We start from the raw sequence: 25,658 nt of genomic DNA on the forward strand, positions 1-25,658 counted from the left end.
CTCACCTTCACCGGCATTTAACCTATTGCTAATATAAGTCAAACAAAGGCCGCTGGCTGCTGATGCGGCGATCGGGCTTTAGCGTAGACTTTGCTCGTATGATTTCGTCTTGGCCACTGAGGGTGAGGGATGTTCGCGGGTCGTTATCTCTGGTGGAGTTTGATTGCGATCGCGGGGTTCCTGTTCTTCGCGGTCTATTTTGACTATGTCAGCTGGGCGATCGTTCAATGCTCCGGCTGCGCCAAGGGCTCGGGCTCCTGTGGGCCACTCGTCCTCTTTCTCTCGGAAACGGTAAAGCCCGGCGGCTTCTGGCTTGCCGGCGCCATATTGTTCGTGTGCACGATTGGCCGCATCCATTATCTCAAACTCAGTCCCCTCTGGCATTTGGTTGTGGCTGCCTGGTTTCTGGCGATCGGACCGTTTCCGCTGCTATTTTCCAATATCTGGCATGGAGAATTGCAGCTCGAAGCGATCATCGACGCCTTCCCGATACCGCTGCTGTTCCTCGCTGCCTTCGGTGCCTATCTGGCGCTGCCTTTCGAGGATGATGGTCGCAGGCCCTTCAGCGGCTGGCGCCCGCTGCACTATGCCGTCGCGCTTGCGGCTGGCCATTCCGCGCTTCTTGTCATCTCCGACAGCCCGGGCCTACCGGCCTTCCTTTCGAAGGAATTCGACCTGACGCATCTCGCAGCCATGATCGCCGACGCACAGCCCCGAATGGCCTTCGCCCTTCGGCTCGGCGGCGCCGACGATGCGCCGTCCTATGTTGTCCTCGCCTTCTTTGTCCTGTCCCTGCTAGCGAGCCTTGCGCCCGACAGATGGACGCAAGCGGGAGCGGCATCGCTTCAGCCGTTCATGCCGGCAGGATCACCACGCCGGCGGTCCGGTAGGGTGTGAGAACGTCTTCGCCAAGCGCAAGCGGCACGATCAGCGCCGATATGGCCTCAAGCGGCAGGATATGGCAGGGCGACACGGCATCGAGCTTTTCGCCAGTCGCTGCCACATAGGTCTGGCCGGAGCATTGGGCGATATGCCGCTTGATCGCCGCTTCCTCGACATTGCCGGTCGACAGACCCCTCGCCGGATGGATCGCGGTGACCCCCAGAAAGAAGATATCCGGCCGGATCGTCGAGATCGCCGCCATCGCTACTGCACCGGTCGCGACCATCGAATGCTTGTAGAGTGAGCCGCCGATCAGGATCACCTCGGCGCTTGGATGGTGCTCGAGTTCGCCGGCGATCGTCGGGCTGTGGGTGACCACGGTGAAGGCGAATTCGCGTGGCAGCTGCCGGGCGATCTCCGCCGTTGTCGTCCCGCCATCGAGAAAGATCATCTGCCCGGGCTTTACCATCCCCGCCGCATAGAATCCGAGCCGCTGCTTTTCCTTCGACGCCAGGTTTCGACGGGTGGAAAAATCCGGCAGCTCCGGCGCGATCGGCAACGCGCCGCCGTGGACGCGCGTAAGCACGCCCTCTGCTGCCATTTCGCGGAGATCGCGGCGGATCGTGTCTTCGGAGAGATTTAGATTTTCCGCGACCTGCTTGGCGATCACCTGTCCCTCCCTGCGCAGGATATCGAGGATTGTCGCTTGACGTTTATGGGTCAGCATGTGCGCTCCTGCACGAAATTGCTCACTTCGTTGTACGTTAGTCGAGATGACTCGACATTCAAGAAAATAAACGCATATTCGTGCAAATACCTGCATGACGCGGGGTGAAGAAGGAGATGGATATGTTGATCTTGATTGCCGGCCCCTATCGTTCGGGCACTGGAGACGACCCGGTGAAGATGGCCGAGAACCTCGCGCGGCTGGAAGCGCCGTCCCATACTCTGTTCAAAGCCGGCCACCTGCCGATGATCGGCGAATGGGTGGCGCTGCCGGTCTGGAACGCCGCGGGCGGGACAACCGTCGGCGACGAGCTCTACGAAGAGATCTTTCATCCGACCGCCGGCAGATTGCTGGCACTCTGCGACGGCGTCCTGCGGCTTGAAGGCGCCTCCAAGGGTGCTGACAACGACGTCCGCATCGCCCGCGAGCGTGGTATCCCCGTCTGGCATCGCCTCGAAGATGTCCCCGGCTGCGCCTGAGGGCCATGGAAATGGAGCCGGGCGATCACGCCCGGTTCCGGCTCGCGCATCATTTCCCGATCTGGCAATCAACACCGTTTCCGCCGAGCGGCGAACGCGCTATATCTGCCAGTCAAAGGGAGAGAAGAATCAGCATGCTGACATTGTATTTTGCGCCGGGTACGTGCGCTCTCGCCAGCCTCATCGCTCTTGAAGAGAGCGGCCTTGCCTATGAAGGCAAGCGGATCGATACAGGCAAGGGCGAGCAGCTGACGCCGGAATATCTGGCAATCAATCCCAAGGGACGCGTCCCGGCGATGGTGACCGACCGAGGCACCCTGACCGAGACGCCCGCTATTCTTGCCTATATTGCCCAGGTGGCCTCTTCGGCGCGGCTCGCTCCGCTTGAGGATTTTTTTGCGTTCGGCCGGATGCAGGCCTTCAACAGCTACCTCTGCTCGACGGTGCACATAAACCACGCTCATGGCCGCCGCGGCAGCCGCTGGACGGACGATGCCGCTGCGATCGAGACGATGAAGGCGAAGGTGCCCCAGACGATGGGCGACAGCTTTGCCGTCATCGAGGAAAAGATGCTGGCCGGTCCCTGGGTCATGGGTGAAAACTATTCGGTCGCCGATGCCTATCTCTTCACTATGAGCCGCTGGCTTACCGGCGACGGCGTCGACCGGGCCCGCTTTGCCAAAGTGGACGCCCATCATGCCCGCATGCTGGAGCGGCCGGCCGTCCAAAGAGCGCTTGCGCTAGAAAAGGCGTGATCGATCAAGCCTGATCGGTTCTCATCGGCTGGCAAAAAGTGCGGTCTGCAATTTGCGCGGGGCGCGAAAGCGCCACGCATCGACGAGCCTCTGGGTGAGCTCGTCGTCGCCGATGGCAGCCGCCCGCAACGGCAACGAAGGCCATCGGCGATAATGGTCCGTCTGGTAATAGATTTCGGGCGCCATCTCGATCAGCAATTCCTTGTCCACGATGGCGATCGACAGAACGATGGTATCGGCATCCCTAACCGTTGCAAACGCCTTGCCGCCGACCTTGAGCGCCGGCATGCCATAATTCGTCCCGATCTCGACGCCGGGCAGATCGGCTTTCGCTGCCAATCTCTGTAGCCGGTCGTAGACCGTGTCGATGCCGACGTCTGTCATGGAGCAATCCCCGCGGCCTTCGATTGCATCATATAGAAGCGGGCGCGGCTTCCAAGGGTTGGTTCGGTGACGAGGTCTCGCCCCTCAATCTAGCCCTGTCTCCGTTCTATGGCAGGGCAATCGCGTATGAAGGGCACTGAAACCGGGGCCGAGACGTTGAGCCCTCATCCAGAGGTGCAATTCGAAGAATTGCCTCGAAGGACGAGGGCGCTTGCGCCGATGTTCATGGCCTTGCGCAGGCAAGCGGCCCCAAGACCAGCCCTCGTGGTTCAAGACGGCCCTTCTGGCCCCCTCACCATGAGGGCTGGAGCGTGCGACCGCCAATCCGCCTCCTATATGCAACTGCCCTCGTGTTAGAGGGAGAGGGGACGATCGTGTCTGCCGCGCCCGTCCGGTGAGGTCATGTGCGACGGAAGGTGCGCCTATCCCCTTCTCCCCGCCTGCGGGGAGAAGGTTGCCGACAGGCCGGATGAGGGGCACAGGTGCCTGCCAAGATTTGCCGGCATCAGCGGCAAGTCCGCCAATTCCCGCTGCGACATCACTGCCAGATCGGGATGCTGTAGCGGGTCCGCTTCGACGTCGACCCCGTCATACTCAAGGATATGCCTGAAGAAAATCTGCAGCAGCGACATGACTGCCTCCCTTCTTCGTTCGCTGGAAAGCTCGATGAGATCAGCAATCCTGGAACGAAATCCACTTCAATGTCCCTAAAATCGCATCACACCCCGCAATTTTCAATTGAGATTAAAAACTGAATGTTATAGATTTCCTATATGCGAAATCTCAATAGCGTGCATCTTAACGGCCTCAGGGCCCTGGAAGCGGTTGGTCGGTTCGGCTCGTTGCAGGCGGCGGCCGATGAGCTTGGGGTGACGATCGGCGCGGTCAGCCAGCAGATCATCAAGGCGGAGGCCCAGCTGGGACGAAAGCTTTTCGAACGTACGTCGAGGGGCATGGTGGCAACAGAGGCGGGCCTGCCCGTGCTGGCGCGGCTGGGCGAGGGCTTCAACATGTTGTCGCAGGCAGTGTCGGTGGCGCAACGCCAGGACGACACCATCCTAACCGTATCGATCGCGCCGATCTTTGCATCCCGCTGGCTTGTCCACCGCCTCGACCGCTTCGCCGCCGGTTACCCTGACATTCGCCTGCGCATGGACGCGACGACGCAGATCATCGATCCCGGAAGTTCCGATGTCGATATCGCCATTCGCGTCGGGGCAGGCAAATGGCCAGGAGTCAAAGCCGAACTGCTTCTGGCGCAGGAGATTTTTCCGGTCTGCGCACCGGCGCTTGCCGGCCGGCTGACCGCACCGGCCGATATCCTGGCCCTGCCGGCTGTCATCGACGATCGGGCGATGTTCACCTGGGAGACCTGGCTGCGCGAGGTCGGGCTGTCGGGTGCGGCGATGGAGGAACGCCATATCTTTAACGACGCATCGCTATGCCTCGACGCCGTTATCGCCGGGCAGGGGGTCATGCTCGCCTGGCAGACGATGGCATCCTATGCGCTGGAACACGGGCAACTTGTCGACCCCTTCGGCATCCGGGTCCGGACCGGCTTCGGGCACTATTTCGTAACGCCCCAAGGCGTGCGCGAGCCACGGAAAGTCACCGCGTTCAAACGCTGGATCCGCGATGAGATGGCCGAAAGCATGCGATTTTTCGCCTGAGACGGCGACGCGTTATTCGGGTTCCCGCATCCGTGTTGCCTGCATCGCCTTATAGGCTGCGCGAGACTGGCAGCGCTCGATCCAGGCCTTGAGATTGGGGCGGCTGTCGAACAGCGCCTTTTCCGTCTGTACGTAGCGCAGCACCTCGGCGATGTTGAGATCGGCCGCGGTGAAGCGATCGCCGACCATATAGTCGTGCCCGTCAAGCTGCTGTTCGAGAACGTCGAGCGGCCGCTTCAGCGCACGGCAGGCAGCCGCGATCGCGGCCTGTCCGGCCTCGCTGTTTTCCTGGGCGTAGTCATATGTCAGCACGACCCTGATCGTGTGCGGCTCGAGAGTCGTCGCTGCGAAGGTCGTCCACATGATCAATGAACCTTCCTCTTCCGGCGTCCTGCCGGCAAGCGGTCCGCCATATTTGCGGGCGAGATAGAGATTGATGGCCAGCGACTCGTGCATTGCGAAATCGCCGTCCTTGATGGCGGGGATCAGCCCCATCGGGTTGATGGCAACGAACTCCGGCGACATGGTGTTGAAAGGGGCGTCAACGGCCAGCGGGTTGTCGAGGCGCCGCGCCTGGATGACCGGCACAGATTTGAACTCGACGCCGAGTTCCTCCGCCATCCAGTAGTTGCGAGAGGCGCGCGAGCGGTAGACGCCGTAGATCGTCAGCATGATATTCCCCCGATTTTGTCTTGGCCAAGCCTATGCAATCGCCAAGGGAAACGGAAGCAGTCCACGATGATGACGCAATGAAAGCTTTTGATGGGTCGTGTCAGACCAGCCGATTGGATTCGATCGTAAGGTTGGCATAGGCCTTGCTTCCGCCGACGAGGTCCTGAGACCCGGCCGCGTCCCATTGGAAGCCGACGATCGCTCCCTTCGGCACGTTCTCGAACAGGTTGTTGGTAATGACGCAGGCGCCCGCCCCACCGACGATGGTGACGGCGCAGCCGACATTGGCGCGCCTGACGATATTGCCGGTGGCGACGACATTGCGCAAAAAGGTTCCCCAGCCAAGCTTCAGGCCCCAGAGCGGCGCATTTTCGATGACGTTGGAGGCAATCAACGTATCGGCCTCCGCCGATATGCCGATGCCGAAACCGCCGTTCTGGGGGTAGGGTGCTGTCAGCGACAGGTTGCGGATGAGATTGCCGGTGACGCTGGCAAGCCGGCCTCCCTTGTCGAAATTGGCAATGGCGATGCCGTTTGCCGCGCCGTCGATCAGGTTGGCGCTGACAAGGGCGCCCTCGAACTCGAATTCGCAAAAGATCGCCGTTTCACCTGAGCGCAGGCACTGGTTGTCGCTGATTTGAACATCCGACGCCGCGTTTGTTCTAATGGCTGTCAGCGCGCAGTCTGAAATGTGATTGCCGGTAATCATGACATTGTCGGCGCGATAGATGTTTACGCCGTTGCCGTTCTGCCCGGTTCCGCCGTTTTTGGCAGCAATGCGGGAGACGCGATTGCCGGAGATGACAGTGCCGTCCTCGCCCTTTTTCCCCCGGAAGATCAGGATGCCGCCATTGCCGCAATTGTCGACGCGGTTGCCGGTAATCGCAAGGTCTGCGGAGTCGGTCGCAAAGATGCCGGAGCAGGCAGCACCTGATATGGAGCTGCGCTCGATCCGCCCGCCGGAGCGATCGAGCCTGATCCCGTTCTTGCTGCTGCCGACGATCTCGCAATTGTCGATCAGCACTTCGCCGACGCCGGTGAATTGCAGGAGGCCGGCATTGTCCCCGAGCGCGCGGTCGGCGCCGTCGATGACGAGGTCGGACAACTGGATGCGCATGGCGCCATTGGCGGTCATCAGCTGGCCGCCGCCGCCGTAGACGATCCGCGTTGCGCCGGCCACTCCGACCAGTCGCGTATTGTCAGGCAGCGTCAGGTTCGACAGGTTGTATGTGCCGGGCGGCATGAAGACCGCCGCATTGTCGCGGGCAGCGGCTTGGATCATCCCCTGCAACTTGCGGCTTCCATTGCCGGTACCGCCGGCATCGGGTGTCGCCTTGTAGGCGTCGGCCATAAGGGCGCCGCGCGCATCCGGAGACGAGAGATTGGGAAGTTGTGCTGCGAAAGCGCGCGGCGCAAGCGCTGCAGCTGCGACGGCTCCAGTCAGGGCTACGGACAGCTGGCGACGGCTGAACAATATTTAACTCCAAATGTGTTGGCAGATCTGAGCAGGAATAGTACCGCCTCGGATTGCATTGTTATGGGACGGGTTGGGCGGCCTCGCTCACTAGGACACAACTCTTGGACTGTATTGATGTTCCATTTACCCTTCCAATTAAGCGACTTGAAGTAAAGTACTTGTATAAGCAAATCATGTTCAATCTTACCGTCTTCGGGATTGACGTCGACCTTGGAGGGGATGCGCACTATGAACGAAATGAGTGCTGTGCGGTCGTTGGCGGAAGGGGATTTGTCCACGCCGGAGACGGACGGCGAAAAGCTGCTGGCCGTGACGCAGGCTCTGCTCGCAGCCGGCAGTCCCGACCCATCCGAGAGCATCTGGGATCTGAAACTCGGTGCGATCGTTCACGAGCTTCCCGATTTTTTCTTTGTCAAGGATCGCGAAAGCCGCTTCGTCTTCGCCAACGCCGCAACCGCGCGGAGCGCGGGTCTCGACGACCCCTCAGCACTTGCCGGCAGGAGCGACTTCGAGCTTTGGCCGCATGACTATGCGCTGCAATTCCATGCGGTCGAACAGGACATCATGGCCAAAGGTCAGCCGCGGCTCGACATGGAGGAATTGATACCATCCTTGACCGGCGGCAAGACGACTTGCCGACTGACGTCGAAGATTCCCCTGCGAAACGACCGCAATGAGGTCATCGGCCTGATCGGCATTTCCAGAGACATTACCGAGCGAAAGCGTCAGGAACAGTTGCGCCGCCGCCAGGCGGAGCTTCTGGAGATGATCGCTAAGAATGAACCGCTGGAAATGATCCTCGAAGCGCTGGTGCTGCTGGTCGAGGGGGAATTGATCGGTATCAGCGGTTCCATTTTGTTGCTCGATCCTGAAGGCCTCCATCTTTTCCACGGTGCTGCACCGAACATTCCGGCGACCTACAGCAAGCTCATCGACGGCGTCGCCATCGGTCCGAAGGTTGGATCCTGCGGCACGGCGGCGTGGCGCGGCGAGAGGGTGATCGTCTCCGACACCGAGACGGACCCGTTGTGGGAAGATTTTCGCGGTGTCGTTGCGCAATTCAATTTGCGATCCTGCTGGTCGACGCCGATCGTCACCGCGCAGGGTAATGTGTTGGGCACCATCGCCCTTTATTCGCCTGAGGTTCGTGAGCCTCTGGCAAGCGAGCTGGAGCTGGTGGCGGTGGCCACCCATATTGCCGGCATCGCCATCGAGCGCAAACGCTCCGAGGATCGCATCTATTTCATGGCGCATCATGACGACCTGACCGGACTGCCCAACCGGGCCTTCCTGAAGGATCAGATGGCCAAGATTCTCTTTCAAGCGCGACGTCACAAGCGCAAGGTCACAGTTACCTATATTGACCTCGACAATTTCAAGGACATCAACGACAGCGCCGGTCACGGCGCCGGCGACGACGTATTGAAGGAGCTTTCCGCCCGCATGGTCAATTGCCTGCGCGCCTCGGATTTCGTGGTTCGCCTCGGCGGCGATGAGTTCCTCGTTGTCCTCGTCCATCAGGCAAGCCATGATGTCGGCATCGCCCGCCGCCTGCGCGAACTGCAGAAGGCGATCGCCCGCCCGCTAAAGATCCGCGGCAACGAGATCGTCGTCACCTGCAGCATGGGCATCGCCGCCTTTCCTTCAGACGGACATACGCCCGAGGAGCTCTTCGCCAACGCCGATGCAGCAATGTACAGGTCGAAGAGGCTTGGCCGCAACACGATGCAGCACTATGCCGACAAGCGCGATCCGGAGAGTTCCGTGCCGCTCAGCGAAGAGGAAGAATTTCGCTATGCGATCGTCTCGAACCAGCTTTTCGTCGACTATCAACCGCAGGTCGACGTTGCATCCGGCGCGATTATCGGTATCGAGGCACTGGTGCGCTGGGCGCATACGACGCAGGGCGTCCTGCTGCCGGGCCGCTTCATTCCGCTTGCCGAAGATAGCGGCCTGATCATTCCGCTCGGCCTTTTCGTGCTGAACGAAGCTTGTCGGCAGAACAAGCTCTGGCAGCAGATGGGCCTGCCGCCAATGACCGTCGCCGTCAACGTCTCGGCCAAGCAATTCGCTGATCCAGCACTTGCCGAACATGTCGTCGAAGCGCTTGAACTAAGTGGCCTTGAACCGCAGTGGCTGGAACTGGAACTGACCGAAAGCACCCTGATGGAGGACGTGCCCCGTGCGCTTGCGGTCATGCAGGCGCTGAAGGCCCTGGGAGTCCGGCTCTCCATCGACGACTTCGGCACGGGCTATTCCAGCCTCTCGGCGCTGAAGACATTTCCCTTCAACCGACTGAAAATGGACCGGTCGCTGGTCGATGCCCTGCCGCGCGACGAGACGACGGTCGCCATCGCCTCCGCCGTCATCTCGCTCGCACACAAATTGAAACTCGCAGTCGTTGCCGAAGGGGTCGAGACCGACGAGCAGTTCGAATTCCTGCGCGAAAGCCATTGCGACATCGCGCAAGGTTACCGCTTCTCGAAGGCCGTTGCGCCAGAGGCGATCGAGCGTCTGTTGCTGGACGGGTGTCGGGCATTCGCCAGCCAGTCCGTTTGAGTGGGTGGGCAGGCGGCCTTCCGCATGCCGCGATCATTTTCGACCAGTCGGTCATCGCGTGGCTTTTGACCAGGTATACCAACAGGCGATGGCAGCCAGCGCGATCCAGATTGCAACGATTACCACCAGCGCCGCGCGGCTGGCGGGGCGACCTTTCCGTTGCAGCGCAAGCTCACGAAATTCTGCCATCAACACCGGTGGGACGAGGCGTACGGCAAGCACTATGCCGAGCGGCACGATCAGCAGATCGTCGAGATAGCCGATTATGGGAATGAAATCCGGGATCAAATCGATCGGCGAAAGCGCATAGGCGGCAACGGCTCCGGCGACGATCTTTGCCGCAGCCGGCGTCCCTGGATCTCGCGCAGCCAGCCAGGGCGCAATCGCATCACGCTTGATCCGTCTTGCCCATTGTTTTGCAGATTGAATTCCGTTGCTGAGGTTCGTTGCGCGCGAAGGGTCCATCTCGAGTGTTTGGAAGTATAGTCCATCCGGATTCAAAGGCCGATTGCAACCGTAAAGGCAGTCCCGCTATGGCCCTTGGCGGAATTGCCGCTATCTTGCCTGCCATGAGGCCCGATGCGTTACTCTATCCTGCCCCTGAAGGGCTCTTCTGTCCGCTCGGCGGCTTTTTTGTCGATCCCGTGCGCGCCGTTGATCGGGCACTGGTGACCCATGGCCATTCCGACCATGCAAGACCCGGCCACGCCCACGTGCTTGCCACCCGCCAGACCCTCGACATCATGCGGCTGCGCTACGGCGATGGCTTTGCCGGCGCCGAGCAGGCGGCAGTCTTCGGCAAGGAGATCGATATCAACGGCGTGCGCGTGAGCTTTCATCCGGCCGGCCACGTGCTCGGCTCGGCGCAGATCGCCATTGAAAAGGACGGCATGCGCATCGTCGTGTCAGGGGACTACAAGCGCCGGCCCGATCCGACCTGTGCGGCCTATGTACCGGTCCCCTGCGATGTCTTCATCACCGAGGCGACCTTCGGCCTGCCGGTATTTCATCACCCCGATCCGATGTCCGAGACCCGCCGGCTGCTTGGCTCGCTGAAACAATTCCCGGAACGCACCCATCTCGTCGGCGCCTATGCGCTCGGCAAGGCCCAGCGGGTGATCCGGCTTCTGCGCGACGCTGGCTATGACCGACCGATCTATATCCACGGGGCGCTCGCGAAGCTCTGCGAGTATTACGTCAGCCAGGGGATCGAACTCGGCGAACTGCTGCCGGCGACGATCGAAAGCCGCAGCGACCAGGCGATGTTCCATGGCGCCGTCGTCGTCGGTCCGCCATCGGCTTTTGCCGACCGATGGGCGAGGCGCTTCCACGATCCGCTTCCGGCCTTCGCCTCCGGCTGGATGATGGTCCGCCAGCGGGCCAAGCAGCACGGCGTCGAACTACCGCTCGTCATTTCCGACCATTGCGACTGGCCGGAGCTGGTGGAAACCATTTCGGAGCTCAAGCCCGGCGAAGTCTGGGTCACCCACGGCCGCGAGGAAGCGCTGGTGCGCTGGTGCGAACTCCAGGGCATCGAGGCAAAGCCCCTGCATCTTGTCGGCTACGAGGACGAGGGGGATTGATGGCTGCCATGGACGGGAGAATGTCGGCATTGGCAAGAACCCCTCCCCAACCCCTCCGCACAGGGGGGAGGGGATTAACCCGCGACTGGGCTCTCTGCTTGGCGCCAGGCAAGCCGGCCGCGTCTCTCCCCCCTTGCGGGGGAGATGGCCGACAGGCCAGAGGGGGTTTTTCCTTGCGCGTCGCATCCTCCCCCTTCTGCCCAACGGGGAGAAGATGCCCGTCAGGTCAGATGAGGGGGACGAGGAGCCTTGGCGACGAGTATTCTGAGTGGCAAGCGAAGAACGGCATCTGCCGCATCGCCCCCTCATCCCCCCTTCGGGCGCCTTCTCCCCGAGGGAAGACGGGGACATGAAAGCCTTCGCAAACCTTCTCGACCGCCTCGTCCTGACGCCCAGCCGCAATGGCAAGCTCCGGCTGCTCACCGATTATTTCCGCGATACGCCGGACCCGGATCGTGGCTATGGTCTTGCCGCGATCGCTGGCACGCTGGAGGTCAGGAACGTTAAGCCTGCCATGCTGCGGGATCTGGTGCTCGAGCGGATGGACGAGGTGCTGTTTCGCTATTCCTATGACTATGTCGGCGATCTTGCCGAGACGATTTCGCTCGTCTGGGACAACGAGAGGGATATCGAGCGCGCCGACGATGCCCAGCCGGGGTTGGGCGAGGTGGTAACCGAGATGAACACGCTCGGGCGCACCGAGGTTCGCGCCTTTGTCAGGGAAATGCTCAACCGGCTGGACCCGTCGGGCCGGTTCGCCTTCATAAAGCTTGCGACGGGCGCGATGCGCATCGGCGTATCCGCGCGTCTGGCCAAGCAGGCGTTGGCCGATCTCGCCGGCAAGGACGTCACCGAGATCGAGACCCTGTGGCACGGCTTGCAACCGCCCTACGAGACGCTGTTTCAGTGGCTGGAGGGCAGGGGCGACCGGCCGGTACTGGCGACGCCCGCCATCTTCCACTCGGTCATGCTGGCCAATCCGGTCGAGCCAGGCGATCTCGACGGCCTTGCCCCCCAAGACTTCGCCGCCGAATGGAAATGGGATGGCATCCGCGTCCAGCTGTCACGTTCGGGACCGACGGCAAAGATCTATTCCCGATCCGGCGACGACATCTCCGGCGCCTTTCCCGATATCGTCGATGCCATCACCTTCGAGGGTGTTGTCGACGGCGAATTGCTGATCGGCGGTACGGTACGTTCGAACAACCCGACGCGGACATTCTCCGATCTGCAACAGCGCCTGAACCGCAAAACGGTCAATGCACGGATGCTGGAGGAATATCCGGCGTTCATCCGCGCCTACGATCTCCTCTTCGACGGCGAGGTGGACGTGCGCGCGAAAGGCTTCATCGACCGCCGCTCCCGGCTCACGGAGATCATCGACACCGCCCCGCACGATCGCTTCGACCTGTCGCCGCTTGTCGATTTCTCCTCCTGGGATGAGCTCGACCGGCTGCGTTCTACACCGCCAGATCCGGTCATCGAGGGCGTGATGATCAAGCGTCGCGACAGCCCCTACCAGGCAGGTCGCCTCAAGGGCCCCTGGTTCAAGTGGAAGCGCGATCCCTACAATGTCGATGCCGTGCTGATGTATGCACAGCGCGGCCACGGCAAGCGGTCGAGCTATTATTCCGATTTCACCTTCGGCGTCTGGGCGACGATGCCGGACGGCGAACAGCTGGTCCCCGTCGGCAAGGCCTATTTCGGCTTTACCGATGCCGAACTCGAGGTGCTGGACAAGTTCGTCCGCAACAATACGGTCGAGCGCTTCGGTCCGGTCAGGGCTCTCCGTGCCGAGCGCGATTTCGGTTTCGTCGTCGAGGTCGCGTTCGAAGGCATCAATCGCTCGACCCGGCATAAGTCGGGCGTGGCCATGCGTTTCCCCCGAATTGCTCGTTTGAGGCTGGATAAGCCGCCTTATGAGGCCGATCGGCTGGAAACCTTGGTGGCCATGATTGACGCAAAGGCTCCCTCCGCTGATTATTAGGATGCGCCTGATTCCTCACCACAATGTGAGTTGGCGCCGACTTTCCTCCTGTGCGAGAATTTCGCTTGCCGGGTGTTCATGGACGGAGCATGCACAATGCCTGAAGTAAAAGCGTATAGCCCAACCCGCCGCACCTTGCTCACTGGGTTTGCCGCTTCCGTGCTGTTGCCGAACGTCGCCGCTGCCGCTTCCCCCCCGGCAGCCCCCATCCCGCCTGCTCCTGCGGCGTCGTCAACGGCCGAGGCCCATCCCGAGCCGATCCAGATGAGCGGCGACTATGCGCATGAGCGCCGGAAATTCCGCACCGACCTTCTGAACAAAGGCCCGGCGCCTGATAATTACGAGCCGCTCGTGGCCCCTCCCGAGGCAGAGCAGATCCTTTACAAGGCCGGCTATGGCGGCGAGCTGGAGCTTGTCGCATGGGTGTCGCGCTACGACCGGAAAACGCGGTCGCGTCCCGCCGTCCTGTTCCTCCACGGCGGCAATGCCATCGGTCAGGGCCACTGGCCGCTGATGAAGCCCTATATCGACGCCGGCTACGTGGTGATGATCCCCTCGTTGCGCGGCGAGAACGGCCAGAAGGGCAATTTCTCCGGCTTCTACGACGAGGTTTTCGACGTTCTTGCGGCGTCCGACCGACTGCGGCATCTGCCAGGCGTCGATCCACAGCGGATGTTCATCGCCGGACACAGCATCGGCGGCACGCTTGCCATGCTGGCTGCAATGTCGACCAAACGTTTCCGCGCCGCAGCGCCAATCTCGGGCGTTCCCGATGCCTTCGCCTTCTTCGACCGCTACCCCCAAGACATTCGCTTCGACGACAGGAACCCGCGCGAATTCCAGATGCGTTCGGCGATCTGCTATGCCCACAGCTTCAAATGCCCGCTCAAGCTGATGTACGGCGCCGCCGAGACCCACGCCCCACCGCGCCTCGCCCTCCTTGCCAAGCGCGCCCGCGCTGCCGGCGTAGACGTCGAGGTCGCCGAACTCCCCGGCAACCACTTCTCCGCAATTCCCGCGGAAATCGAACAAAGCATCCAGTTCTTCAAGAGCGTGGCGGCTTGAGCGGTTCTGAATTGCATCCCGTTTTTGGCAAGCTGCTGGGGCTGGGACGTTGAGCCTCATCGAGAGGTGCAATTCGAAGAATTGCCTCGAAGGACGAGGGCGCTTGCGCCGATGTCTGTGGTTATTTCGGTCAATCAGCAGCCGGGCTACCCCTCGTGGTTCGAGACGGCCCTTTCTGCCTCATCACCACAAGGGTTTGAGCGAGTGTCCCGACCCGCCCGTCAGATATGGCATATCTGCTGTTCCGGTATCATACCTCGGTGAATTCCGAGGGCGCGGTTAGCCCACCATCAGCGTGTCGATCAGTGCGATCGCCGCCTTGGCGATCACTGTCCCGGGCGGGAATATGGCGTCGGCGCCGGCGATGACGAGCGCTGGGAAATCATCGGGCGGGATGACGCCGCCGACGGCGATCAGCGTCCTGTGACCGCCGCGGCGCGTCAGCGCCTCCTTGAGTTCGGGCACCAGCGTCAGGTGACCGGCGGCAAGCGACGACACGCCGACGATATCAGCGGCTTCGCGCATCGCAAGATCTGCCACCTCCTCAGGTGTCTGGAACATCGCGCCGACCACGACGTCGAAGCCGAGATCGGCAAAGGCCGTGGCGATGACCTTCTGGCCGCGATCATGACCGTCCTGGCCCATCTTGGCGACGAGGATGCGGGGCTTTTCGCCGCTTTTGCGTCGGAATTCCTCGACCTTCGCCACAGCCGCGTTGAACACTGGATCCCTGTCACCGACCTCGGTGCGATAGACGCCGGAGATCGTCTTGACCTCGGCGACATGACGGCCGAACGCCTTTTCCATCGCCAGCGAAATCTCGCCGACCGTCGCCCTGGCCCGCGCTGCCTTGATGGCGAATTCGAGCAGATTTCCGGTTCCGTCACGTGCGGCTGCACTCAGCGCATCGAGCGCACCTTCGACCGCAGATGTGTCGCGCGTGCCCTTCAACTGCTGCAGCTTTGATAATTGCCGGGCGCGGACTTCGGAATTGTCGACCTTCAGCACGTCGACCTCGATATCCGCTTCGGGCCTTGAGAAATTGATGCCGACGACGATCTGGTGGCCGCTGTCGATGCGTGCCTGGGTCTTCGCCGCGGCCTCCTCGATCCTCAGTTTCGGGATACCTTTCTCGATCGCCTTCGCCATGCCGCCGAGCGCCTCGATCTCCTCGATATGGCCAAGCGCGCGGGCGGCAAGGTCGTGGGTCAGCCGTTCGACATAGGCCGAGCCGCCCCAGGGATCGATGATGCGGCTGGTACCGGTTTCCTTTTGCAGCATGATCTGCGTGTTGCGGGCGATCCGGGCCGAATGGTCGGTCGGCAGCGCCAGGGCCTCGTCGAAGGCATTGGTGTGCAACGACTGGGTATGCCCCTGGGTCGCTGCCATCGCCTCGACCATGGTGCGCACGATATTGTTCATCGGGTCCTGTGCCGTCAGCGACCAGCCGGACGTCTGGCTATGGGTGCGCAGCGCCAGTGACTTCGGGTCCCTTGGCGCGAAGTTCTTCTTCACCAGTGCTGCCCAGATGAGCCTGGCCGCTCGCATCTTGGCGACTTCCATGAAGAAATTCATGCCGACTGCCCAGAAGAACGACAGCCTCGGAGCAAAGCTGTCGATATCGAGGCCCGCAGCAACCCCGGCGCGGGCATATTCGATGCCGTCGGCGATGGTATAGGCAAGCTCGAGATCGGCCGTCGCTCCGGCTTCCTGCATGTGGTAGCCGGAAATCGAGATCGAATTGAACTTCGGCATGCGCTGGCTGGTATAGCTGAAGATGTCGGAAATGATGCGCATCGAGGGTCGCGGCGGGTAGATATAGGTGTTGCGCACCATGAATTCTTTGAGGATATCGTTCTGGATCGTGCCCGACAGCTTGTCCTCGGAAACGCCCTGTTCTTCGGCCGCGACGATGAATAGCGCCATGATCGGCAGCACGGCCCCGTTCATGGTCATCGACACGCTCATCTCGTCGAGCGGTATGCCGTCGAATAGCTGGCGCATGTCGAGAATGCTGTCTATCGCCACTCCGGCCATGCCGACATCGCCGGCCACGCGCGGATGGTCGCTGTCATAGCCGCGATGGGTGGCGAGATCGAAGGCGACGGAAAGACCCTTCTGCCCGGCCGCCAGATTACGCCGGTAGAAAGCGTTGGATTCCTCGGCCGTCGAGAAGCCGGCATATTGGCGGATTGTCCAGGGCTGCTGGACATACATCGTAGGGTAAGGCCCGCGGATGAAGGGTGCGGCGCCTGGATGGGTGTCGAGGAAGTTCAAGCCTTCGAGATCAGCACTTCCATAGGTGCGGTTGACGGCGATGCCCTCGGGGGTCTGCCATTTGGCGCTGGATGTGTCAGCTGCGGGCGCTTTCGGGCGGGACCAGGGGAGGGCGGAGAAGTCGGGAATTTGGGTCATGGGGTGTATGCCTTTGATGATGCCAATTCCGCTGCACCCCCCTCTGTCACCGCAGGTGACAGAGGGGGGCATTCTTGCTCGATCTTCGCCTGCCACATCACGCCCGCACCCCCTCATCCAGCAGCACCGCCCTCAACCCGGCAACATCCACCATTTCAAGCAGGCCCAGCACCTTGGCCACTCGCTCGGCTTTTGCAGGAAACACCGTTGTTCCCACAATCAGTCTATCCGGCCGGTTTTTCCGCGCATCATCGATCATCACCTTGAGCGTCCCGTCGCTGATAACCGCAGCTAGTCCGCCGCGTCGCTCGATATCGCCGAAAATGTCCCAGGCTCTTTCCGCCAGCCCATCCGTCAGCGCCTCGACGCCGCCTGAGCCCGCTGCCGGGTCGTTGACGTGGTCGAGATGGCTTTCGGCGATGAGTATGGTCTGGGTGTTGCGGGCAAGACGGCGGGCGAGCGCGTCGGGGACGCCGTGGGTCAGCGTGTGCGGCAGGACCGAGATCTCGTCTGCCCCGCCCACACCGGCGGCAAAGGTGGCGATGGTGTTGCGCAGAATATTGGTCTCCGGGTCCAGCCGCGTCAGCATGCGGTAGCTGGTCTCCATGAACAGATGCGGCGTCAGCGACGGATCGCAACCGCAAGCCTCGACCATGCGCACAAAGATCAGCCGCGCGGCGCGCGCCTTGGCGATCGTCACGAACTGGTCCTGATCGGCGGAAAGGCAAAGGCTGACCGAGCCGAAGACCACCTCCGGTGCGATGCCGGCCGCGTCGAGCAGGCGGAGATAATTTGCAACGGCCGCGGCGATGACTGCAAGCTCTTGCGCCTCTGTGCCGCCGGCATTGTGCACGATCCTGCCATCGCCATTGAGGATTGTCCCCACGCGGGAGGTGTTCCGGAGATGCTGGAAGCGGTCCGCGAGCCCGGCAAGATCCGGCGCGGCTCCGCTATAGGCGGCGACCGACAGCGGATCGAGCCCGAAATGGACCGAATTGGCGCTGGCAGCCGTTGCCGCCGCGATATTGTCGGCCAACCCTTGATTGCGCGAGCCCGCCTCCAGCCGTAGCGATGAGGTTCGACCAGCCAAGACATCGGCAAGACGGGCAGGTCCGTCGGCCAGAGTGGCAAGAGCGATCCCCAACCCGAAGGATGAAGGGCTATCCCTGCTCACAAGGCTGATGCCGGTCGCCCCGTTGTCAAGGTCGTCCGTCAGCTGCGAAAAGGCACGATCCACTTTTGGGTCGTCCATGCGCTGGCTGATTGTCCAGGGGATCAGCGGCTTGCGGCGCGTCAGCGGCGCGGCGTCCACCCGGCGCTCGTAAAGCGGCTCGATCGCAATGCCGTCATCGCTCGCAGATGCCAGGCTTTCCGCAAAATCGGCGCCCTTCAGCGCCTTGGCGACCAGCTTCAGCCATACGTTGCGGTCCGTCGCTGCAAAAGCATTCGGGTCGAGAATATCAGCGTCCATGCAATCCTCCGTGGATTGCGTTTTAGAACAAGCCCGGCCGTGGGAAAACAGGACTTTGGCCTTCCGGCAAATTATCTTCGCACAGCTTGTGCAGAAATCGAACTCCAACGCCAGCCTCGCGCCAGCCGTGACTGGCATGGTCGTGATATGCGCTTGTCCTTCCCCGGGTTTCGATGATGGCTGATCCTATGTTCTTTTCCCGCCTTCTTCTGCTGGTTTCCGCCCTTTCCTGCCTCGGCCATCTCGCCAGCTGCAGCATCATTCCCGACACCGGTGCCACCGACCCTGATCGCTTTGCGCAGGAAACCGCGCCCGTCTTCTATCGGCCTGAAGGCATCGATCCCGACAAGGTCAAGCGCCTGCCGGTGCAGCCAGTGCCGCAGGTGCGCGACCTCTACCAGACGCAGTTCCACCAGACCTACGGCCTGCCGGTCTATAATCCGGTGCATGAGGCGATGTACGGTCAGCGCAGCGAAGACGATTTCACCTTGCCGGCCGTGCCCTACAAGCGCATCGACGAACGTTTTCTGCGCCAGGAAGTCAGCTATCAAACGACCGAAACGCCCGGCACGATCGTCGTCGATACCAAGCACTACTTCCTCTACTTCGTTGAGCCTGACGGCAAGGCAATGCGCTATGGCGTCGGCCTGGGCGCTGCCGGCTATGCCTGGTCTGGCAGGGGCGTCGTCCAGTGGAAACAGAAATGGCCGCGCTGGACACCGCCGACCGAAATGGCCGCGCGCGAGCCCGAAATCCGGCCGATTTCGGCTGAACGAGGCGGCATGAATCCAGGCCCGACAAATCCGCTTGGCGCCCGCGCGCTCTACATTTTCAACAATGGCAAGGACACGCTCTATCGCGTCCACGGCACGCCCGACTGGCAGTCGATCGGCAAGCCCGCCTCATCCGGCTGCGTGCGCATGCTGAACCAGGATGTCATCGATCTCTACAATCGCGTGCCGGCGCGCTCTGCGATCGTGGTGATGTGACGATCGCATGTCACAGAGGCCCGCAACAAATTTGTGTGATGTTGCATCTGCGTGATAGCGTAGGTTGTCAGACCTCTTTAAGTTCCTATTAAGCGTTGGCGATCTTCAATTGCGGGAACTGATTCGGCGCCATGCCGTTTCTGAGAATCCCGCCGCTCGCGCACCATGGAACGATGCCAGATGAACCTTCCTTCTTCTCTATCTCGCCGTAAGTTTCTGGCTCTGGCCGGCCTTGGAGCCGCCTCGACACTTGCCAGCTGTGCATCATCGGCAGGCCCCGGAATGCAGACCGTCGAATACCGCGACCCCATTGCGCCCGTGGGCGGTGGTCTCTTCGGCAGCGGCATGTTCGGCGGCGGGTTGGGCGAGCAGCCGGACCCGGCTGTCATCTATGCACCTGAGGAAGACAATGGCTTCCTGATCCCGGCCGTACCCTATCAGCAGATTGATCCGAGGTTCTATCGCCAGCGCGTCGCCAACACGACCGGCCAGCCTGCAGGCAGTGTTGTCGTCGATACCCGAACCCGCTTCCTCTACGTCGTCGAAAACGGTGGCGGGACCGCGATGCGCTACGGCATCGGTGTCGGCCGCGAGGGCTTTGCCTGGCAGGGCGAGGGCGTCATACAGTGGCGTCAGAAATGGCCGCGCTGGAACCCGCCGAACGAAATGGTCGCCCGCCAGCCGGAACTGGTCAAATACTCGATCGACAATGGCGGCATGGACCCGGGCCTCAAGAACCCGCTCGGCGCGCGCGCCCTCTACATCTTCCAGGGCAACCAGGACACGCTTTTCCGCCTGCACGGCAATCCCGATTGGCGCTCGATCGGCAAGGCCGTTTCCTCGGGCTGCATCCGGATGCTGAACCAGGACGTCATCGATCTCTACGATCGCGTTCCGAGCAAAGCACGTATCGTCGTCATTCAGTAGGCGGAAGTAAATTCACTCGGCTGCGGCAAGATTCGACCGTAGCCGGTGGAGCTGCTCGCGCAGGCTTGTTATCTCTTCCATGCTGCAGCCGGCCGCTTCGCCGATCGCGGTCATGATCATATCGGCTTCGCCTCTCATGGCGTTTCCCTTTTCCGTCAGCGAAACGTTGACCTGGCGCTCGTCTTTCGGATCGCGCGCCCGGGCGATCAGGCCGTTCTGTTCCAGCCGCTTCAACAGCGGCGACAGCGTGCCGGAATCGAGATCGAGTTGCTCGCCGATGGCCTTTACCGGCAGCCTACTTTTTTCCCAGAGCACCAGCATGACAAGATATTGCGGATAGGTCAGCCCGACTCGATCGAGGATCGGCTTGTAAGCGCGGGTGAAGGCATGCGCGGTCGCGTAGACGGCGAAGCAGAGCTGCCGCTCCAGCCGTTTTTCCTCCTCCGGTATTGTCTGTTTCAACGTCCTGTCTGTCATCTCGTCCTGCCGTTCAACATAGACATAGTGTCCCAGCTTCATTTTTCAAAAGCAAACGACAAAATCATATTGCGCACAATTTAATTGTACGATATACAAAGTCCATCCAGACACAAAAGGAGCTTGGACATGCCTATTCTCTACACCACAAGAGCATCCGCCACAGGCGGTCGTGCAGGCCACGCCGTATCCGAAAACGGCGTACTCGACGTAACGCTGACGGTTCCAAAGGAACTCGGCGGCGACGGCGCGACCGGTACCAACCCCGAGCAACTTTTCGCCGCCGGATACTCCGCCTGCTTCCTCGGTGCTTTGAAATTTGTCGCCGGACAACAGAAGATCAAGATCCCGGAAGACGCAAAGGTTACGACATCGGTCGGCATCGGCCCGCGCGCCGACGGCACAGGCTTCGGCATCGAGGTTTCACTCTCGGTTCACATTCCGGGGCTGGACAAGGCCGAAGCTGAAAAGCTCGCCGCTGCCGCGCACATCGTCTGCCCCTACAGCCACGCCATGCGCACCTCCACTGAAGTTCCGGTGACCGTGGCCTGACTTTTCATGCTCGCTGCGGGAAGGGGCGATGCAAGGTCTTGGGAAGTGATCTATTGTGACACCCAACGATCACCCGCAGCTTCGCTGCGACCTCCCCCATCAAGGGGGAGGTGAAGGGCCGCCGCTGCGGCATCGAACACCCTCCCTTTGATGGGGAGGGTCGGCACGCAGTGTCGGGGTAGGGTGACCTCTTGGGACAGGCAAGGCTCACCTACATCCACGCGTATCGCGCGACCTTCCTCATCAAGAAGCAAGTAAACCCTGTCTCCCATAGCCTGCGCTTTCGGAAACACCCACTTCCCGTCGAGAATCTCCCGATGTGGCTGGTAGAAGCGCACCATGTAGTTCCAGCCGCTCATGACAGGCAGGCAGTTCGGCGCCTTGCTGTCGCAGCCGCCGAACTGGATCGTATATGTGTCGACTGCGGCAGGCTTGGCGGTGATGTTGTTGAGCGTGTAGGCGTTCTGGTCGTTGGGCTCGTAGTAGCCCTTGGCATCGTAGACGCTGATCGACCAGAATCCATCGACAGCAACCTTGCCGACGTCAAGCTTGTAGACCGTCTTGCCGTCGTTCTTGTCGGGGGTGACGCTCAGATAGGTGGCGTCCTTCTGAGGGTTTCCGCCCCAGGCGGATGCCGAGCCGATCAACCGGCGAACAGGGTCGACCTGGTGTTTGGTACCGAACATTCCGTTGGTGTCAGGCAGCGTTTCGGCCAGCCCCAGCAAAGCGGTGCGCACCTTCTTCTGGCTTTCCTGATCCCACTTCGGCACCTCGAAGCTGCCGGGCGCCTTCTGCTCCACCTTGATCGCGTCCTGCAGTGCATGGGCCTTGGCGGCGTCTTCCGGCTCATTCGGGTTTATGAAAGTGCGAACTGCGGCGACCGTGTCCCGATGTTTTTGCGCGAAAGGACATATTTTCCGGATTTATAGGCGACCAGTGGGGTGTATTGATCCTCGTTGATGATCTGCATCGACATGAAGCGCTTGTCCGCGTCCGGCAAGTTGATCGTCACAGGTCCGGTATCGAGGTCGAAGACAGCGGCCGAATAGAGCGTGTCCCTGTTTGTCCTGATAACCAGCTGGTTCTCGATCGGACTTAGTTCGCGGTGGTGCTTGAACTTGCCGAAGCCGTCATCCTGGCGATGTTTCCGAAGTAGAGATCGGATTCGGCGCCGGGAAAATTGTCCGGTGTCACGGCGATGGTGTCACCGCCTGCAGATCGAGCGGGCGCACCGTTGAAAGCGACGGGCGTGAGAACGGCAGCGGTCGTCAAAAGCGTGTTGAGCATATCGGTATCCTCAAGGGTCAGCTTGCAAGCTTCAAAGGTGATACCTTCCAACAGGTGGCTCACAAAGGCAGTTCGAAGACTAGGTATCGGGCGGCGTCGCGCGTCCGCCTGCCGCTTGACATAACCGCGCCTCTTTGCGCATAATTTCGACATGGGGTTGCGATCACCCCACGAGGCGTCATGCTGGAGAATCGCGTCCGAAAGCACCGATCAACGGAGGACGCGTCATGCCGTCACATCTTGAAATTTCATCTGAAAAGCTCAGCCGGCTGGTGGGAATGCCGTCAGCGCCCGTCATCATCGACGTCCGCACAGCCGAGGACTTCGCGCTCGACCCGCGCCTGGTTCCAACTTCGCTTCGGCGCGACCACGTCGATGTCGGCTCATGGGCGAGAGAACTTGAACCGAGGCCGGTTATCGTCGTCTGCCAGAGGGGCGCAAAGCTCAGCCATGGCGTCGCCGCCTATCTCCGCAGCGCCGGCATTGCGGCGGAAAGTCTGGAAGGCGGTTTTGAAGCCTGGATTGCGGCGGGAGGGCCGGCTGTACCGGAAGAGAAACTGCCGCGCCGCGACATTCTCGGACGCACCGTCTGGGTCACACGCTCACGTCCGAAGATCGACCGCATCGCCTGTCCGTGGCTGATCCGCCGCTTCGTCGATCCCGATGCCCTGTTTCTGTTCGTGCCGACTTCGGAGGTCTCGGCGGTCGGCGACCGGTTCGGCGCAACACCCTTCGACATCGAGGACGTCTTCTGGAGCCATCGCGGCGATCGATGCACCTTCGACATCATGATCGAGGAGTTTGGCCTGTCCCTGCAGCCGCTGCTCCATCTGGCAACGATCGTGCGGGCGGCCGATACAGCAAGGTTGGATCTCGCGCCCGAAGCGGCTGGCCTGCTGGCAGCGTCGCTCGGCCTGTCGCGACTATATCAAGATGACCTCGAACAGCTTGAAGCAGGCATGCTCCTTTATGATGCCTTCTATCGCTGGTGTCGCGACGCCACCGAGGAAACGCATAATTGGCCCTCCGTGAAGAAGGGGGCGTGACATGGCAGAAATGGCTAGCAACACCTCTGCCGACCATGCGGGCGGCAGGCAGGATCACGGCGTCTCGCTAGGCGAGGCGTTCCTGGTCTGGATGCGCGTCGCAGCGCTCAGCTTCGGCGGCCCGGCGGGGCAGATAGCTGTCATGCACCGCATTATCGTCGACGAGAAGCGCTGGATCGGCGAGCACCGGTTCCTCCACGCGCTCAATTACTGCATGCTTCTGCCGGGACCTGAGGCGCAGCAGCTGGCCATCTATATCGGTTGGCTGATGCATCGCACCGTGGGCGGGCTCGTTGCCGGCATCTTGTTCGTCCTGCCCGGCTTCCTGTCGATCCTTGTTCTGAGCTACATCTACGCCGCCTATGGCAGCATCGGCGTCATCTCGGGGCTGTTCTTCGGGCTGAAGGCGGCCGTTCTTGCCGTGGTAGTGCAGGCCGTCATCCGCATCGGCAGCCGCGCCCTCAAGAACCGCGCCATGGTCGCAATCGCGGCTGTAGCCTTCGTGGCGATCTTCCTTCTGCATGTCCCCTTTCCGCTGATCGTGCTGACCGCGGGGATCGTCGGCTTTGTCGGCGGCAAGGCGGGCTTGTCGTCCTTCAAGATCGGCGGCGGCCACAAGGCGGGAAGCGGCCCGGCGCTGCTTGATGCGGATTCGGCGCTCGGCGAGGAAACGCCGGTACATGCGCGGCCGAATCTTGCCTGGTCGCTGCGGATATCGTCCATCCTGCTCGCCCTTTGGATCATCCCCGTCGCGGCGCTCTATGCGGTGCTCGGCCCGGAAAGCAGCTTCACCCAGATTGCGCTGTTTTTCAGCAAGATGGCCGTCGTCACCTTCGGCGGCGCCTATGCGGTTCTGGCCTATGTGGCGCAGGAGGCGGTCCAGCACTACGGCTGGCTGAAACCCGGCGAGATGCTCGATGGCCTGGGCATGGCGGAGACGACACCCGGACCTTTGATCATGGTCGTGCAGTTCGTCGGTTTCATGGGAGCCTACCGCGATCCCGGGTCGCTCAATCCCATGACGGCGGCGACGCTTGCCGCCATCCTGACGACCTGGGTGACCTTCGTCCCTTGTTTCCTCTGGATCTTTCTCGGAGCGCCGTTCATCGAGAAGCTGCGCGGCAACCTCGCGCTTGCAGGCGCGATGTCGGCGATAACGGCGGCCGTCGTCGGCGTCATCCTGAACCTTGCCGTCTGGTTCGCGCTGCACACGTTCTTTGCCGAGGTCGCGAGTTTTCGTTTCGGGCCCTTGTGGCTGGATATTCCGCTTCTCCGCTCGGCGGTTATCCCGGCAATGGCGCTGTCGCTGGCAGCGGCCGTCGCCATCTTCCGGTTCAAGGCTTCAACGATTGCGACCTTGCTTGCCTGCGCTGCCGCCGGAATGGTCTGGACGCTGGTCGCTCGATGAAGCGCTACCGCGTCGCCGCGCTCAGCGCGAACATGGCGCCCTGGGGATCGAGACACTGGACGATCCAAGTGCCACCTGGAACTTCCATCGGCCCGTTTATGATCGTTCCGCCTGAAGAGGTGACGCGCTCGGCGGCGGCATCGATTGCCGGGACGTTGAAGTAGAAGGTCCAGGATGGCGCTTGCATGCTGGGCGGTTTGACTATCATACCGCCCATGTCTCTGCCGTCGAGGCCGAAGATCTTGTAGACGCCCATCGGCCCCATGTCGAAATCGCGGCTCAGTTGCCAGCCGAAGGCGTTCGAATAGAAGGTGAAGGCTCCTTCGCTGTCGGCCGCATAGAGCTCATGCCAGCCGATATGGCCCGGGGTGCCTTGGGGGGCAGGGGGCTCCGGGCGAGATGTTCCCTTGAAAAGCGCGAAGGCAGCACCTTGGGGATCTCCGACGATGGCGAAGCGGCCGATGCCTGGAATATCGGCAGCGGCACGATGGACCACGCCGCCGTCGATGACGATATCGGCTGCCAGCGTATCGACGTCGTCAACGGCGATATAGCCGAGCCACAAGGGAGGAATGCCCATGCTGCGGGCACTGTCGGGCAGGCTCATGGCGCCCGAGACCGGACGCCCATCGACGGTGAACATGGTGTAGGCGACACCCTCAACGCCTGCGGCCTGCGTCTTCCAGCCGACGACCTCGGTGTAGAAGGTCTCGGCCGCGGCCATATCACTCGTCATCAATTCGTACCAGACGAACCTGCCATGCGTATGCGCCATTGCCATCTCCCCGGTCAGCGCCTACTTCCCGGCGAAATGGTATGGGGCAAACCCCGGGGATACAAGCTGCA

The 25,658-nt window shown here is 61.5% G+C and carries 26 protein-coding genes and 1 pseudogene; 13 read left to right on the forward strand and 14 right to left on the reverse strand.

Annotated elements, in window-relative coordinates; all coding sequences use genetic code 11:
* Nucleotides 1-129: 129 nt before the first annotated feature.
* Entirely contained in the window at nucleotides 130-897 is a 768-nt protein-coding gene (locus AB4Z52_RS13840; protein WP_442218499.1) for a hypothetical protein, read from the forward strand.
* Here AB4Z52_RS13840 and AB4Z52_RS13845 read toward each other — a convergent pair.
* Nucleotides 854-1,609, reverse strand: coding sequence for a DeoR/GlpR family DNA-binding transcription regulator (locus tag AB4Z52_RS13845; RefSeq protein WP_442218500.1), 756 nt, complete (start codon nucleotides 1,607-1,609; stop codon nucleotides 854-856). The genes AB4Z52_RS13840 and AB4Z52_RS13845 overlap by 44 nt on opposite strands.
* A gap of 122 nt (nucleotides 1,610-1,731) precedes the next feature.
* On the opposite strand from AB4Z52_RS13845, the gene AB4Z52_RS13850 reads away from it, so the two are divergent.
* Both AB4Z52_RS13850 and AB4Z52_RS13855 read left to right on the forward strand, forming a co-directional pair.
* The gene (locus AB4Z52_RS13850) at nucleotides 1,732-2,088 is read left to right on the forward strand and encodes a DUF4406 domain-containing protein (protein WP_442218501.1); all 357 of its coding nucleotides are present in this window, start codon (nucleotides 1,732-1,734) and stop codon (nucleotides 2,086-2,088) included.
* A gap of 134 nt (nucleotides 2,089-2,222) precedes the next feature.
* Nucleotides 2,223-2,843, forward strand: coding sequence for a glutathione S-transferase family protein (locus AB4Z52_RS13855; RefSeq protein WP_442218502.1), 621 nt, complete (start codon nucleotides 2,223-2,225; stop codon nucleotides 2,841-2,843).
* 21 nt (nucleotides 2,844-2,864) lie between these two features.
* Here the strand turns inward: AB4Z52_RS13855 and AB4Z52_RS13860 are convergent, their stop codons facing one another.
* Together AB4Z52_RS13860 and AB4Z52_RS13865 are read right to left on the reverse strand one after the other, a co-directional pair.
* Nucleotides 2,865-3,227, reverse strand: a complete 363-nt coding sequence (locus AB4Z52_RS13860; protein WP_442218503.1) for an MmcQ/YjbR family DNA-binding protein — start codon at nucleotides 3,225-3,227, stop codon at nucleotides 2,865-2,867.
* A 422-nt stretch (nucleotides 3,228-3,649) separates the two neighbouring features.
* Nucleotides 3,650-3,859, reverse strand: coding sequence for a hypothetical protein (locus tag AB4Z52_RS13865; RefSeq protein WP_442218504.1), 210 nt, complete (start codon nucleotides 3,857-3,859; stop codon nucleotides 3,650-3,652).
* A gap of 141 nt (nucleotides 3,860-4,000) precedes the next feature.
* Here AB4Z52_RS13865 and AB4Z52_RS13870 point away from each other — a divergent pair, with 141 nt between their 5' ends.
* Complete coding sequence (locus AB4Z52_RS13870) at nucleotides 4,001-4,897, forward strand: LysR substrate-binding domain-containing protein (RefSeq protein ID WP_442218505.1); 897 nt, start codon at nucleotides 4,001-4,003, stop codon at nucleotides 4,895-4,897.
* Between the two features lie 12 nt (nucleotides 4,898-4,909).
* Here the strand turns inward: AB4Z52_RS13870 and AB4Z52_RS13875 are convergent, their stop codons facing one another.
* Together AB4Z52_RS13875 and AB4Z52_RS13880 are read right to left on the reverse strand one after the other, a co-directional pair.
* Nucleotides 4,910-5,569, reverse strand: coding sequence for a glutathione S-transferase family protein (locus AB4Z52_RS13875; RefSeq protein ID WP_442218506.1), 660 nt, complete (start codon nucleotides 5,567-5,569; stop codon nucleotides 4,910-4,912).
* A gap of 100 nt (nucleotides 5,570-5,669) precedes the next feature.
* Nucleotides 5,670-7,043 (reverse strand): TIGR03808 family TAT-translocated repetitive protein, encoded by a 1,374-nt coding sequence (locus tag AB4Z52_RS13880; RefSeq protein ID WP_442218507.1) that lies wholly within the window; start codon nucleotides 7,041-7,043, stop codon nucleotides 5,670-5,672.
* A 231-nt stretch (nucleotides 7,044-7,274) separates the two neighbouring features.
* Between AB4Z52_RS13880 and AB4Z52_RS13885 the strand changes: the two genes are divergently transcribed.
* The gene (locus AB4Z52_RS13885) at nucleotides 7,275-9,605 is read left to right on the forward strand and encodes a sensor domain-containing protein (protein ID WP_442218508.1); all 2,331 of its coding nucleotides are present in this window, start codon (nucleotides 7,275-7,277) and stop codon (nucleotides 9,603-9,605) included.
* A gap of 51 nt (nucleotides 9,606-9,656) precedes the next feature.
* Here AB4Z52_RS13885 and AB4Z52_RS13890 read toward each other — a convergent pair whose 3' ends face one another.
* Nucleotides 9,657-10,070, reverse strand: a complete 414-nt coding sequence (locus tag AB4Z52_RS13890) for a YkvA family protein (RefSeq protein ID WP_442218509.1) — start codon at nucleotides 10,068-10,070, stop codon at nucleotides 9,657-9,659.
* A gap of 104 nt (nucleotides 10,071-10,174) precedes the next feature.
* Here AB4Z52_RS13890 and AB4Z52_RS13895 point away from each other — a divergent pair, with 104 nt between their 5' ends.
* The 3 genes from AB4Z52_RS13895 (at nucleotide 10,175) to AB4Z52_RS13905 (ending at nucleotide 14,240) form a co-directional block, all read left to right on the forward strand.
* Nucleotides 10,175-11,188 (forward strand): ligase-associated DNA damage response exonuclease, encoded by a 1,014-nt coding sequence (locus tag AB4Z52_RS13895; protein WP_442218631.1) that lies wholly within the window; start codon nucleotides 10,175-10,177, stop codon nucleotides 11,186-11,188.
* A 349-nt stretch (nucleotides 11,189-11,537) separates the two neighbouring features.
* Entirely contained in the window at nucleotides 11,538-13,175 is a 1,638-nt protein-coding gene (locus AB4Z52_RS13900) for a cisplatin damage response ATP-dependent DNA ligase (protein ID WP_442218510.1), read from the forward strand.
* Between the two features lie 96 nt (nucleotides 13,176-13,271).
* A complete protein-coding gene (locus AB4Z52_RS13905; protein WP_442218511.1) occupies nucleotides 13,272-14,240 on the forward strand; it encodes an alpha/beta hydrolase family protein in 969 nt (322 codons plus the stop codon).
* Between the two features lie 279 nt (nucleotides 14,241-14,519).
* On the opposite strand, the gene scpA is transcribed toward AB4Z52_RS13905, so the two are convergent.
* Nucleotides 14,520-16,655, reverse strand: a complete 2,136-nt coding sequence (gene scpA, locus AB4Z52_RS13910; protein WP_442218512.1) for a methylmalonyl-CoA mutase — start codon at nucleotides 16,653-16,655, stop codon at nucleotides 14,520-14,522.
* 97 nt (nucleotides 16,656-16,752) lie between these two features.
* Nucleotides 16,753-18,126 carry a methylmalonyl-CoA mutase family protein gene (locus AB4Z52_RS13915; protein WP_442218513.1) on the reverse strand — a complete coding sequence of 458 codons (1,374 nt, stop codon included), beginning with the start codon at nucleotides 18,124-18,126 and terminating at the stop codon, nucleotides 16,753-16,755.
* Nucleotides 18,127-18,314: 188 nt separating this feature from the next.
* Between AB4Z52_RS13915 and AB4Z52_RS13920 the strand changes: the two genes are divergently transcribed.
* The gene (locus AB4Z52_RS13920) at nucleotides 18,315-19,115 is read left to right on the forward strand and encodes a L,D-transpeptidase (protein WP_442218514.1); all 801 of its coding nucleotides are present in this window, start codon (nucleotides 18,315-18,317) and stop codon (nucleotides 19,113-19,115) included.
* Nucleotides 19,116-19,295: 180 nt separating this feature from the next.
* Nucleotides 19,296-20,042, forward strand: a complete 747-nt coding sequence (locus AB4Z52_RS13925; RefSeq protein ID WP_442218515.1) for a L,D-transpeptidase — start codon at nucleotides 19,296-19,298, stop codon at nucleotides 20,040-20,042.
* A 12-nt stretch (nucleotides 20,043-20,054) separates the two neighbouring features.
* On the opposite strand, the gene AB4Z52_RS13930 is transcribed toward AB4Z52_RS13925, so the two are convergent.
* Complete coding sequence (locus AB4Z52_RS13930; RefSeq protein ID WP_442218516.1) at nucleotides 20,055-20,519, reverse strand: MarR family winged helix-turn-helix transcriptional regulator; 465 nt, start codon at nucleotides 20,517-20,519, stop codon at nucleotides 20,055-20,057.
* 129 nt (nucleotides 20,520-20,648) lie between these two features.
* Between AB4Z52_RS13930 and AB4Z52_RS13935 the strand changes: the two genes are divergently transcribed.
* A complete protein-coding gene (locus AB4Z52_RS13935; protein ID WP_442218517.1) occupies nucleotides 20,649-21,071 on the forward strand; it encodes an organic hydroperoxide resistance protein in 423 nt (140 codons plus the stop codon).
* A 50-nt stretch (nucleotides 21,072-21,121) separates the two neighbouring features.
* On the opposite strand, the gene AB4Z52_RS13940 is transcribed toward AB4Z52_RS13935, so the two are convergent.
* From AB4Z52_RS13940 to AB4Z52_RS13955, 4 genes and pseudogenes are all read right to left on the reverse strand, one after another.
* Nucleotides 21,122-21,871 (reverse strand): DUF1214 domain-containing protein, encoded by a 750-nt coding sequence (locus tag AB4Z52_RS13940; RefSeq protein ID WP_442218518.1) that lies wholly within the window; start codon nucleotides 21,869-21,871, stop codon nucleotides 21,122-21,124.
* 56 nt (nucleotides 21,872-21,927) lie between these two features.
* Nucleotides 21,928-22,083, reverse strand: coding sequence for a hypothetical protein (locus AB4Z52_RS13945; RefSeq protein WP_442218519.1), 156 nt, complete (start codon nucleotides 22,081-22,083; stop codon nucleotides 21,928-21,930).
* Nucleotides 22,084-22,236 (reverse strand): annotated as a pseudogene (locus AB4Z52_RS13950) (DUF1254 domain-containing protein); the annotation flags it as partial.
* Nucleotides 22,167-22,421: a hypothetical protein gene (locus AB4Z52_RS13955; RefSeq protein ID WP_442218520.1), complete on the reverse strand. Its 255-nt coding sequence runs from the start codon at nucleotides 22,419-22,421 to the stop codon at nucleotides 22,167-22,169. The gene AB4Z52_RS13955 and the pseudogene AB4Z52_RS13950, both read right to left, overlap by 70 nt.
* Nucleotides 22,422-22,585: 164 nt before the next feature.
* Between AB4Z52_RS13955 and AB4Z52_RS13960 the strand changes: the two genes are divergently transcribed.
* A complete protein-coding gene (locus tag AB4Z52_RS13960; protein ID WP_442218521.1) occupies nucleotides 22,586-23,404 on the forward strand; it encodes a chromate resistance protein ChrB domain-containing protein in 819 nt (272 codons plus the stop codon).
* Nucleotide 23,405: 1 nt separating this feature from the next.
* Nucleotides 23,406-24,812 (forward strand): chromate efflux transporter, encoded by a 1,407-nt coding sequence (gene chrA, locus AB4Z52_RS13965; protein ID WP_442218522.1) that lies wholly within the window; start codon nucleotides 23,406-23,408, stop codon nucleotides 24,810-24,812.
* A 4-nt stretch (nucleotides 24,813-24,816) separates the two neighbouring features.
* Here chrA and AB4Z52_RS13970 read toward each other — a convergent pair whose 3' ends face one another.
* Nucleotides 24,817-25,587, reverse strand: coding sequence for a VOC family protein (locus AB4Z52_RS13970; protein ID WP_442218523.1), 771 nt, complete (start codon nucleotides 25,585-25,587; stop codon nucleotides 24,817-24,819).
* Nucleotides 25,588-25,658: the final 71 nt, after the last annotated feature.

The sequence above is a fragment of the Rhizobium sp. 2YAF20 genome, from assembly GCF_052114685.1.
GTDB lineage: Bacteria > Pseudomonadota > Alphaproteobacteria > Rhizobiales > Rhizobiaceae > Rhizobium.

Excerpts from the sequence above, each read along its gene's own strand:
- AB4Z52_RS13840 (WP_442218499.1), top strand. The coding sequence starts at position 130 with ATGTTCGCGGGTCGTTATCTCTGGTGGAGTTTGATTGCGATCGCGGGG.
- AB4Z52_RS13845 (WP_442218500.1), bottom strand. The coding sequence starts at position 1,609 with ATGCTGACCCATAAACGTCAAGCGACAATCCTCGATATCCTGCGCAGG.
- AB4Z52_RS13850 (WP_442218501.1), top strand. The coding sequence starts at position 1,732 with ATGTTGATCTTGATTGCCGGCCCCTATCGTTCGGGCACTGGAGACGAC.
- AB4Z52_RS13855 (WP_442218502.1), top strand. The coding sequence starts at position 2,223 with ATGCTGACATTGTATTTTGCGCCGGGTACGTGCGCTCTCGCCAGCCTC.
- AB4Z52_RS13860 (WP_442218503.1), bottom strand. The coding sequence starts at position 3,227 with ATGACAGACGTCGGCATCGACACGGTCTACGACCGGCTACAGAGATTG.
- AB4Z52_RS13865 (WP_442218504.1), bottom strand. The coding sequence starts at position 3,859 with ATGTCGCTGCTGCAGATTTTCTTCAGGCATATCCTTGAGTATGACGGG.
- AB4Z52_RS13870 (WP_442218505.1), top strand. The coding sequence starts at position 4,001 with ATGCGAAATCTCAATAGCGTGCATCTTAACGGCCTCAGGGCCCTGGAA.
- AB4Z52_RS13875 (WP_442218506.1), bottom strand. The coding sequence starts at position 5,569 with ATGCTGACGATCTACGGCGTCTACCGCTCGCGCGCCTCTCGCAACTAC.
- AB4Z52_RS13885 (WP_442218508.1), top strand. The coding sequence starts at position 7,275 with ATGAACGAAATGAGTGCTGTGCGGTCGTTGGCGGAAGGGGATTTGTCC.
- AB4Z52_RS13890 (WP_442218509.1), bottom strand. The coding sequence starts at position 10,070 with ATGGACCCTTCGCGCGCAACGAACCTCAGCAACGGAATTCAATCTGCA.
- AB4Z52_RS13895 (WP_442218631.1), top strand. The coding sequence starts at position 10,175 with ATGAGGCCCGATGCGTTACTCTATCCTGCCCCTGAAGGGCTCTTCTGT.
- AB4Z52_RS13900 (WP_442218510.1), top strand. The coding sequence starts at position 11,538 with ATGAAAGCCTTCGCAAACCTTCTCGACCGCCTCGTCCTGACGCCCAGC.
- AB4Z52_RS13905 (WP_442218511.1), top strand. The coding sequence starts at position 13,272 with ATGCCTGAAGTAAAAGCGTATAGCCCAACCCGCCGCACCTTGCTCACT.
- scpA (WP_442218512.1), bottom strand. The coding sequence starts at position 16,655 with ATGACCCAAATTCCCGACTTCTCCGCCCTCCCCTGGTCCCGCCCGAAA.
- AB4Z52_RS13915 (WP_442218513.1), bottom strand. The coding sequence starts at position 18,126 with ATGGACGCTGATATTCTCGACCCGAATGCTTTTGCAGCGACGGACCGC.
- AB4Z52_RS13920 (WP_442218514.1), top strand. The coding sequence starts at position 18,315 with ATGTTCTTTTCCCGCCTTCTTCTGCTGGTTTCCGCCCTTTCCTGCCTC.
- AB4Z52_RS13925 (WP_442218515.1), top strand. The coding sequence starts at position 19,296 with ATGAACCTTCCTTCTTCTCTATCTCGCCGTAAGTTTCTGGCTCTGGCC.
- AB4Z52_RS13930 (WP_442218516.1), bottom strand. The coding sequence starts at position 20,519 with ATGACAGACAGGACGTTGAAACAGACAATACCGGAGGAGGAAAAACGG.
- AB4Z52_RS13935 (WP_442218517.1), top strand. The coding sequence starts at position 20,649 with ATGCCTATTCTCTACACCACAAGAGCATCCGCCACAGGCGGTCGTGCA.
- AB4Z52_RS13960 (WP_442218521.1), top strand. The coding sequence starts at position 22,586 with ATGCCGTCACATCTTGAAATTTCATCTGAAAAGCTCAGCCGGCTGGTG.
- chrA (WP_442218522.1), top strand. The coding sequence starts at position 23,406 with ATGGCAGAAATGGCTAGCAACACCTCTGCCGACCATGCGGGCGGCAGG.
- AB4Z52_RS13970 (WP_442218523.1), bottom strand. The coding sequence starts at position 25,587 with ATGGCGCATACGCATGGCAGGTTCGTCTGGTACGAATTGATGACGAGT.